General features: G+C 35.3%; 8 protein-coding genes. All 8 read right to left on the reverse strand.

Annotated elements, in window-relative coordinates; translation table 11 throughout:
- Positions 1–40: 40 nt before the first annotated feature.
- The 8 genes from AR328_RS03760 to AR328_RS03795 all read right to left on the reverse strand — a co-directional run bounded on the left by AR328_RS03760 (position 41) and on the right by AR328_RS03795 (position 10,679).
- Positions 41–1,432, reverse strand: coding sequence for an allantoinase (locus AR328_RS03760; protein ID WP_156422635.1), 1,392 nt, complete (start codon positions 1,430–1,432; stop codon positions 41–43).
- 51 nt (positions 1,433–1,483) lie between these two features.
- Positions 1,484–2,839, reverse strand: coding sequence for an allantoinase AllB (allB, locus tag AR328_RS03765; RefSeq protein WP_066290016.1), 1,356 nt, complete (start codon positions 2,837–2,839; stop codon positions 1,484–1,486).
- 78 nt (positions 2,840–2,917) lie between these two features.
- The gene (allW, locus tag AR328_RS03770; protein ID WP_066290018.1) at positions 2,918–4,384 is read right to left on the reverse strand and encodes an allantoin permease; all 1,467 of its coding nucleotides are present in this window, start codon (positions 4,382–4,384) and stop codon (positions 2,918–2,920) included.
- A 675-nt stretch (positions 4,385–5,059) separates the two neighbouring features.
- Positions 5,060–6,457, reverse strand: a complete 1,398-nt coding sequence (locus tag AR328_RS03775; RefSeq protein ID WP_066290021.1) for an NCS1 family transporter — start codon at positions 6,455–6,457, stop codon at positions 5,060–5,062.
- Between the two features lie 373 nt (positions 6,458–6,830).
- Complete coding sequence (locus tag AR328_RS03780) at positions 6,831–7,214, reverse strand: RidA family protein (RefSeq protein WP_066290024.1); 384 nt, start codon at positions 7,212–7,214, stop codon at positions 6,831–6,833.
- A gap of 98 nt (positions 7,215–7,312) precedes the next feature.
- Positions 7,313–7,714: a DoxX family protein gene (locus AR328_RS03785; RefSeq protein WP_066290029.1), complete on the reverse strand. Its 402-nt coding sequence runs from the start codon at positions 7,712–7,714 to the stop codon at positions 7,313–7,315.
- A 52-nt stretch (positions 7,715–7,766) separates the two neighbouring features.
- Positions 7,767–8,615, reverse strand: a complete 849-nt coding sequence (locus AR328_RS03790) for a VOC family protein (RefSeq protein ID WP_066290032.1) — start codon at positions 8,613–8,615, stop codon at positions 7,767–7,769.
- Positions 8,616–9,146: 531 nt separating this feature from the next.
- Complete coding sequence (locus AR328_RS03795) at positions 9,147–10,679, reverse strand: serine/threonine-protein kinase (protein WP_066290034.1); 1,533 nt, start codon at positions 10,677–10,679, stop codon at positions 9,147–9,149.
- Positions 10,680–10,931: the final 252 nt, after the last annotated feature.

Consider the following 10,931-nt stretch of genomic DNA (forward strand, 5'->3'; position numbering starts at 1 on the left):
AAACCCCTGGAAATACGGGATTTGGTTTTTCTTTTATTGCTTATGCATTAACTTTTGTTTTTTCGCCTTCTATAATTCTTCCATTCTCAAAAACAACTTCACCATTGACAATTGTCGTTTTGACCTTTCCTTTAAATGCCATACCAACATAAGGTGAATGTTGATGACGGTAGAATAAGTCTTCCTTCTTTAGTTCGAAGGTTTCGTTTAAATTGATAATGGCTAAGTCTGCATCGTATCCAGCTTCAATTTTCCCTTTACTTGAAAGACCGAATAATTTCGCTGGGTTTTCAGCAGTTAATTCAACAATTTTTTCTAAAGGCAGATTGCGTTTGAAATGCCCTTCAGTCAACATAATATTTAATGTTGATTGCGCACTAGAAATACCACCCCATCCTTCGAAATAGTTGTCTGTAATTGTTTTCATAGATGCAGGTGCTGGTGAGTGGTCAGAAGCGATGACGTTAATTTCACCATTCGCTACAGCAACCCATAGGTCTTCGACTTCTTCTTCGTCACGCAATGGAGGGCAGCATTTTGCTAATCCGCCTTTTTCTTCTAAATCTTTTACAGTTAAAGCAAGATAGTGCGGGCAAGTTTCGACCGTAATATCAACGCCTCTTTGTTTTGCTTCTGTAATAACTTCCACTACTTTTCTGCTGCTCGCATGAACAACATGAAGCTTACAGCCCGTTGCTTCAGCATAAGAGATAATTCTTCTAACTGCTTCAATTTCAGAAATAATCGGTCTTGATTCAACAAAATCCCTTGCGGACGTTTTGCCTTCACTTTGTTTTTCTTTTGCAAGCTGATCGCAAATAACTGTGCTTTCAGCGTGAACTGCCAATAACGAACCGAAAGAGGCAATCTCCTTCATGCCTTTGAAAATCGTTTCATCATCAACATGATTAAAGTCGGCAATTCCGCTTGGTGACATGAAGGCTTTAAAGCCAATAACACCATTTTCGTGCAACTCTTTAAGGTCAGCAATATTTTCTGGTACAAGTCCGCCCCAGTAATATGGATTTACGATAGACTTCTCATCAGCACAAGCTTTTTTCAAATCTAAATTCGCTTTATTGATTGTTGGAGGCGTGCTGTTTAGCGGCATATCGAAGAATGATGTTGCCCCGCCAGCAGCTAAACTTCTGCTTCCTGTTTCAAGGCCTTCCCATTCTGTTCTTCCAGGCTCATTAAAATGAACATGTGTATCAATTAATCCTGGAAGAATATGTAATCCTTCTGCATTAATTTCTTTTTCTGCAGCTGCTTCAATAGCTTTGCCAACAGAGACTTCTTGAATTTTTCCGTCCTTTATTGCGATATCACCTTTGACAGTTGATTCTGCAGTTACAATTGTACCGTTTTTGATAATTAAATCATATGTAGTCATATTTCTCTCTCCCAAACCATTTTTTAAACCCTTCGCCATTGCCGATCGCGGGCAACAGCAAAGGGTATTTATATATAGGGCTTTAAAGAATTATTTTGCTGAAATAAGTTTCCCGATAGGACTTCCAACAATTCCTTCTTCTAAATCGAATACAACATTTCCGCGAACAATCGTTTTTGTTACACGACAATCGATTTTTCTGCCCTCATATGCACTATGTTTGTTTTTGTAATATAAGTCTTCTCTCTTCACAACATAAGATTGATTAGGGTCAACTAAAATAATATCTGCATCTTTTGAAACAGCAATTTCACCTTTGTGAGTAATGTTAAATCGTTCAGCCGGATTTGTTGCAATTAAATCAACAAACTTATGAACTGCTAAACCGCGTTGTTTCACTGCTAAATCAAACATAAGATCGACATTATTTTGCGCGCCGCTAATTCCGCCCCATGCTTCCCAAAGATTTCCTTGTTTTAAATCCTCAGTACATGGAGAATGGTCAGAAGTTAGCCAGTCGATATTTCCGTTAAGAAGCTCGTCCCATAATTTTGCTTGATCTTCTGCTTTTCTGATTGGAGGCTGACATTTGGCTCTAGGACCAATCTCATCAACTTGTTCCGCTGTAAACGCAAAATAGTGAGGACATGATTCAACTGTTACATCTACACCTTCTGCACGTGCTTTCAAGATTGCTTGAACAGCCTCTGAAGTACTAATGTGCACTAAATGTAATTTACAACCAGTTTCTTTAGCAAAAAGGATGGCACGCTGAACAGCTTCAACTTCCGTAAAAACAGGGCGTGATTCCGCATACTCTACTCCAGAGTTCTTGCCTTCTCTTGCAAACTCTTTAGAAAGTCCTGATGTAACCGATGGATTTTCCGCGTGAATACATAGCAGCTGATCTAATTCCGCTAATTTTTGCATGCCTTTATACAATGTATAATCATCCACATGTGTGAAATCACCTGGTATATCACTAGTGATATCAGATAAGAAGCATTTAAATGCAAGGACACCCGCATCGGCTAATTCTTTCAGCTTCTCCAGGTTTTCTGGTACAAGACCTCCGTAAAAAGCATAATCAACATAGTTTTGATTAACAGCCGCTTCTAATTTCAGATCTAAAGCTTCTTTATTAATCGTTGCCGGAAGTGCGTTAAGCGGCATTTCAACATAACTTGTTGTTCCGCCAGCAGCTAATGATTTGGATCCTGTTTCAAATCCTTCCCATTCAGTACGGCCAGGTTCACTAATATGAACATGTGTATCAATCATTCCCGGCATAACATACTGTCCACTTGCATCGATAACTTCTTTTGAATCGTCAGTGATTTGTTCTGCAATGCAAGAGATTTTTTCATTTTTAATTCCAATATCAAGTTTATAAACACCGTCACGCAATACAACATTTCCGCCTTTAATAACTAAATCATATGCCATGATAATTCCCCTTTCGTTTATCAAAGAGATTTTTTAATTCGAATTAAAACAAGACTTTATTCTTAACAATTTTCTTTATTATCTGCTCTCTTCATTTAATTTCGGCGTTTTTTCGAATATCGGCCCTTTGAGGCTAGGTAATTCAAGTATTGTATAAATAATAAAAGCCGAAATGATACCAACAAACCACGACATATCATAAAGAGGTTTGAGGAAAGGAACGAAATTTCCAATTAAACAAAGTGCACTTGCAATAATCGTCGTAAATATAGCTTTCATATTGAAACCTTTACTGTAATTGTATTTCCCATTACGTGAATACAATTCTGCTAAATCAATATTCGTTTTCGAAATGAGAAAATACTGCGCTAACATAACCCCTGTTACTGGAGCTAATATTCCGCCAATAATATTTAAAAAGGTAAAAATACTTGTAGCATTTTCCATAAGCTTCCATGGCATTACTAGAATTCCAATGACAGCTGCAATCATGGCACCTGATTTGAAAGTTAATTTTTTTGGAAATATAGACGCTAATTGGTAACCAGCTGGAACAATATTTCCCGTTACGTTAACTGATAAAGTCGTTAAGCATAAAGTTAGAACTGAAATGGCGATTGCAAATATTCCTTCAAAACGAGCAACAACATCAAGTACATTCCAGATCGGAGTTCCGAAAGCGATTTCAGACCCGACAATAATTGCGATACTCGCTACTGCAAATAACAAATATGCCACAATGAGCCCGACTGTTTGTCCGACTGCTTGATCCTTCGTTGAGCGAGCCATCCTTGTGAAATCCGATACGTTTACAACCGGTGCTGCCCATGCTGCGATTACTGCTGTTACAGCCACGAAAAAGATAATCAGCTTATTTCCAGTAAATCCTGATCCAGGATAAGCTAAAATCGGTCCAATCCCACCAGCTAAGTTAATCGCCCATATCGCCATTCCAATGAAAACGATGTAAACAAGCGGTGAAAGAACTTTTGCAAACTTTCCTAAAAACCCTATTCCACCGTAGATTAACAAAACATTGAACAACCAGAATAGTAAAAATGAAATCAATGCTGGCAATGATAGACCTAATAAGTTCCAATCTCCGCCTAATGTTAAATATGTAGGCCAAAGTTTTCCGATTAAGATTGATAACGCCTGGCTTCCTGCATACGTTTGAAATCCGAACCACATGATTGCCGCTATAACACCTCTTAATACTCCAGGTATCATCGCACCTTTATTTCCATATGATAAGCGCAACAACATGGCAAATGGCAAACCGTACTTTGATCCAGCATGTCCATTTAGGACTAGCACTGCAGCTACGATAATGGAGGCAACCATAATGGCTGTGAAAACCTGTCCAACTGATAAGCCTAATGCGAAAAGGCCACCGATAGCAATATAGTTTGGAATGTTATGCACAGAGCCCATCCAAATGGAAAAAAAGTTTCCTAAGCCCCAAGTTCTTTCTTCTTCCTTTGTTGGCAAAACGTCTTCACTATAACCAGAAGCTTTTACTTGCTCTCTATTAAAGTGATTCAAGCGAATCTCCCCCTCAAATAGTTCCAATCATTATCAGAACTTTGCATTTGTTCAAGTTCATCTTCTGCTAAACTTATTTTTAGCGAACCTGCTATAAATAATGCAAAAAGCTTTTTGTTCTCTATTGAACATAAATGTTTTTGCAGATTTATTAAGTAATCCAACAATTACTTATTATATATCGATTCTTACTAAACTTCCTTATGTTCATTAAACAAAAGAAATATTATTTATTATTTACTTTGTATAATGCGTCATTTATTTATATTCATTTAATACAAATGATTGTGCAATATCAACAACAAAATGCAATATACTAATAATTTTAAAATATAATTTTGAATATTTGCTTATAAAAAATCAAAATGCATACGAAATTGTGCACAGCAGTTAATTAAATAGGCTGTTGGTTACATCATTTCAAATGTTGTAAAAATTATTTTAGCAGCATATTTTTATTTTTGTCGAATATTGTTCAAAAATTAGGTCTTTAAAAAGAGAGAAAAAAGAGGTATGATTATTACACAATTCATTTGTGAATACTTTCACAATCCTTTAAAGGTATTCTATTTATGAACTTCATTCCGCAGATTAAGCAGTTGCTGCCAAGTAAAAAGAAAAAAGATTGCCTATTGAGAATAAAAATTCTCCTAGGCAATCTTCACAAATCATTTATTATTTTTCAAAAATCGTTCCTTTTTTGAAGCTTGATCCTTTAAATGCATATTTCGATAGTAGGTAGTAAGAGATACCTGCTACTACTACACCGATTATCCATGCAAGCTCTACTAATAGGAAGGCTGCACCTGCACCGATAAACATCGCAACCAGGCCTGCTGGATTAAATCCAGCAAAAGAACCATTCTCATTGTACAAATCTTTAACATCTACTCTTTGCTTTCTTAATATATAGTATTCAACTAGCAATATTGAGATAACTGGTCCTAAAAATGCAGAGTATATTAGAATAAACATATTAAGACCTTTAGCCGATGATTCCTGAATAAGCACCCAAGGAAATGCACCTAATGCAAGCAATCCTGTTACAATTGCAGAAGCTTTGTACTTTAATTTTGTCAGCAATGTAATAACATAAGCCGGCGGAATAATATTAGCAACCATATTTGTTGCAATAACCGCGATAACAATAAATACAGATACAAAAACTGAAATATAATCATTATCAATTATAATCGGAAGTGCTTGTGCAGGATTCGTTACACCAGTCGCAGCTGCGAGCATTGCCCCGATAACAATAACAAAACCATATGATAAGGTAATAGGGATAAAATATAATGATCCGCGTTTTTTATCACTCATACCCGTTTTAAGCTCTCTAGAATAATCTGCAGCACTTACAAAGATGCCTGCATAATTTCCTAAAAACACCATAATAAGTCCGAAGAACGGCAAACCCCATGAGCCTTTTGCTTGTACCCAGTTTTGGGCAATCTCAGTACTATGTGATGATAAAAGGATTCCGAAAACATAAATTAGCGCTGCCATAAATACAACAGATGCAACTGTCTCTACCCATTTAATCGCGTGGAAACCGAATAATGAAAGGACGATTTGAATTAGTTGCAGTGCTATAAAACAAACAACAACATTATTGAAAGTTCCGCCTGTAACAATCTTCGCGATTTCATTTAAGGCAGTTCCCCCAATCCAGCTTTGAATACCGTACCAAACGATGGCTGGTATCCCGCGCAGCAGTGATGATATTACTGTTCCTTTTATCCCAAAGGACATTCTTAGCTGAACAACATATGGGATTCCTTTTTTATAGCCAAGACGATCATTTAATGCAAAGATTGTGGAAATGATCGCAATTGCAATGATAGCTGCTAAAATTGTTTGAAAGATGTTTAATGTTGCGACACCCGCTACAATTACACTAGCCCCAAGCGTCATATTACCTAAATTGACGCCGTCTCCAATCCACATGAAAATATAATCTTTCGCACTTACTTTTCTATCTTTATCAGCTTTTGGATATAGCGATTCATCGACACCTGCAACATGTTCAATCTCTGTCGCATTTGTATCGTAACTTTCAAAAGTTGTAGACATAATTTATCCTCCTTTTTCTGCTGCACTATATATAAAAGAATTGTTTTGCCTTCGCAAACGTTTTCTTTGTTAACAAAACATATTATACATGCCTTTTTTAATAAGGTCTTTATGTCTATTAAACAAAAAAGACATAAACAAGCTATATATACTGCATAAACTTTTTTACGATAACATTCTATTTGGACAAACCCTTATTCACTTTGCACAAAAGAAATGTCATTTTCAAGTTTATCGCGAACCCCCCCGGAAATACTATGTGAAAGATTGTACATATTGCACGAATAGATATCGTTTTTGATATTCATTCTAGTAAAAATTTGAAAACATAAATAAAAGGAGTGAATGTTAGTATTCACTCCTTTTCATCCAATTATTTTGGTTTTTTAGCAATCATTTCGATTTCAACCTCAGCCCCAAGAGGTAAAGCTAACACTGCGATACATGTCCGTGCAGGGAATGGACTGGAGAATTGTGTTTGATATACTTCATTCATTGCCGCAAAATGATTCATATCTGTTAAATAAACATTTACTTTCACAACATCATCAGATGTTAGGCCAGCTTCTTCTAATACTTCAAATAGGTTTATGAAACATTGCCTCGTTTGTTCAGCAATGTCACCAGTAAGATCTTTAGCTGAAATGGAGTTCATTGCTGTTTGACCTGAGAAATAAACAAATTCTCCTGCATCTATTGCATGTGAATATGGTCCTGATGCTGTTGCACTTTTTGCTTCGTAAGCCTTTCTTGCCATGAAAATTCTCCTTTACATCTATAATATAAATTCAAATTCCAATATTACTAAAAGACTCCGCTTCTTTCAAACAAAACACAACACAATTTAACTTTACTTTACTTTTCTTTTGCAGCTCCAAAAAGCTTATTATCTAATGAAAACAATTGGCTTCCATTCATAACAAGGACAATTGCCATAGCTAATAAAGCTAAATCTAATTCATACCCTCCTGGTGCGATAAAGCCAATAGATAATTTTGCTGTAAAGATAGCGCCAAGCAGCACTAGAGCAATTAATGCTGAGATAAACTTCGTTCCAATTCCTAAAAGCAAGGCAATTCCACCAACAAGCTCAATAATAGCAACAACATAACCTAGAAAGCCCATAATACCAATACTTTCAAACCAGCCAGCTACATTCCCAAGACCCATTTGAAATTTAGCTACACCATGAATTAGAAAAGTGATCCCTAAAACCACTCGTAAAATTAACATACTCCAACCATTTTTTTTCATCATTTATTCCCCTATTCTTTTAATTTTTATTTTGATTATTATTTTCTGAAAATAATTAAACTAGCAAGCAAATGCGGTTGCCTGAAGGATCTGATGTAATGTAACATCCATTGTCTTCAGTGACGGAAGCTCCTATTTTTCTTAGCTGCTCGATAATATTATTTCTTTTCTCCTCATTAGATAGAATCAAAGTAAATGATTCAAGTCCAACACTATTAGGAGATGGTGCAGGGGCACCTACGCCGTTCCAAGTATTTAAACCAATATGGTGATGATATTTACCATCAGCAATGAAAAGTGCTTGAGCGCCGTATCTGTTAACTACTTCAAATCCGAGTCCTTTAATATAAAATTCCTCAGTCTTTTTTAATTCAGATACATGCAAATGAATGTGTCCCATAACGGTTCCTGCAGGCAGACCTTCCCATGATTGCTGTTTACCTCCAGCTAGAAGATCTGCAAAATCCAATGGATCAACTGCCATCGCCACTTCACTATTTGCCCAGTTCCATTCAGAAGGATCACGGTCTGTATAGATTTCAATTCCATTACCATCAGGATCAGATAAGTAAAGGGCTTCACTCACAAGATGGTCTGATGAACCAAACTGCACGCTTTTTTCCATAAAGTGATGCACGATTTTAGCTAGATCAGAGCGTTTAGGCAGAAGAAGTGCAAAGTGATATAATCCCGTAGTTCTTCCTTGTTTAGGAATAACGTCATTCGGTTGTTGAATTGATAATAATACTGTCTTTCCATCCGCAGTCAAGTTAGCGGATCTTTCTGTACGCTCTAATACTTTAAAGCCGATTACTTCTTGATAAAACGATAAAGACCGTTCTAAATTTTGTACCTTTAAGTTCACTTGACCTACGAATGTAATAGGTTCACGATGAAAATTCATTTTATTGCCTCCTTCGTTTTTTTGTTCTTAACGAACAAATTGTTTGTTAGTTACTTTGTGTAAGTAAGTGTAATATTATAATCTAAGTAAGTCAAGTAAGTTATTTATAAAATATAATTTATTTATTTTTATATTTGTATATAAGAGAAGTAATGGGTTGATGTATTAGATACGTAAAAAAGGATACAACCAGGTAAATTTATTACCGATTGTATCCTTTTTTATTTTTGCTTTAAGTTTAGTAGTCATGTTTCATTTAATATGCGCACAAAAAAATCACCTTCTATTGAAAGAAAGTGATTTTTTTGTATGATCTGAGAGGGATTTGAACCCCCGACCCCTACCCTGTCAAAGTAGCGTTTCGGTTTCTTAAGTAATCTCATGTAACCTTGGAAAGCCTTGTGTTTTCCGTGTTTCAGGCATATTTTAATGTCCCAATTTCCCACCTAATCTCATCACTTTACGCCTTTTTATATCTTTTACCCCTCCATAATCCCACCGAATTTTTATGAGTACAACTTCTGAATCCTATTAATTATGCAAAACAATAAATTCATAAAATTTTTCAAGATTAATGGGGAGAACTTCAGTATTATAAATATGCATTGCGTAAATATGATGTATCTCTTTTTCAAGTTCATTAAATTCGAAAGGAAATGGCTCAATTCTCGACTGCCTAGATAATCCACTATTTGAATTATGTAACGTTACCCATTCACCATATAAATCATCTTTATTTTCTAATAATAAGATATTAAAGCCTGTATTATCTGAGCACTTAAGATAGCCCCAAGCCAGTATCTTTTTATCTCTTAATGCTGGTCTTACAATTTGTTTATATTTACGTGAACGATCGAATTGGGAGGGTACTTCCCGTACAAAATCATCATCAAACAATGCTTTAAGGTGAATGGTCAAAGTTTTACCAGAGACTAGATGAATTTTTGTATGGAAATCATTTGATCCTACCTGAGCAAATGAGGTCATTTTAATTTGACCACTAGTATATTTCTTATTAAATTCAGATATAAATTCATTTATTGGAAGATAAATTTCATTTTCATATTGAAAATGTATTGTATTTATATAATGGGCTTTCTCTTGCCTTTCTTGTTCTTTCTTTAATTCTTCCTCCCGAATTGAAGAGTCTCTCTGTAACCGTATATTGACCATATTTTCAACAATGGATGAATTTTTTGTCAATGGCTCATTATCTATAAGAAGGTCGTTCCTGATTTCTTCCCATGTTTTATACCTTTTTAGCGTACTCTTTTCAATCATTTTCATAATTACTTGTGCCATTGTATTTGTCAAAGCCGGATTTATCGTCTGTGGAGACGGCGGGTTCTTAAATGAATGGGCATTTATCCAATCCTGTACCTCTGCATGAGCAGGAAGGTTAAATGGGTGTTGTAGAGTAGCCATTTCATAAAAGGTAATACCCATTGAGTAAATATCCATTTGTATTGTATTTTTTTCTCTTTTCCATCCTTCAGGGGCCATATACCTAATATGCCCGAACCCCTTAAATGTCAATTGTCTAGTTCCGTCATGAACTATTTTTGATAATCCGAAATCAGATATCTTAATGGTCCCATTATTTAAAAGAATATTGTCAGGTTTAATATCTCTATGTATTAGGACACTATTGATGTGTTCCATCCCACTAATTAATTGGTGAAAATAATCATTTAGATTTTCATTAGATAAAAATTTATTTTTTTCAATTGCTTTCCTAATAATATTAAGAATCGTTCCCCCGTTAGCATAATCCATAATAATATACGGTGGTAATTGAGGATAATCATTCCCGTCATGGACAAAAATATAATTTACTGCATTTTCATGCGATACCTTTACGGCCATGGTGCTTTCATTTTGAAAACTTTGAAGTTGCTCACTACTTGGAAAATTTGAAGGCAAAGTTTTTAATGCCCAAATACTTTTATCAGTTTCCTTCTCAATATTGTAAACATAACCGAAACTTCCATTTCCAATTGAATCTATTACCCTAAAACTATTTCCTTCACCGTCGTAAACAATAGAGTTTGGCTGTATTATCATGCTATTTCCCCCAGTGGTTGTATAATTTATTAAGTGACAATCACTCTACTTACCAAATAAAAAATTAATATCTATTTTCCTCGGTATTACTATTGCTTTCTGCAAGTATTCTTGCTTATTCTTATTTCCAGATAACTCACATATACAATCTTTTATAAGTAAGCGTAAAATAGCTCCCACCTTCATTAAGATGGGAGCCCATAGTACTATTTAGATAACTTATTAAAGATTATGCAATTTACAGGCATTGAT

Source organism: Bacillus sp. FJAT-29937 (assembly GCF_001509555.1).
Classification (GTDB): Bacteria; Bacillota; Bacilli; order Bacillales; family Cytobacillaceae; genus Cytobacillus.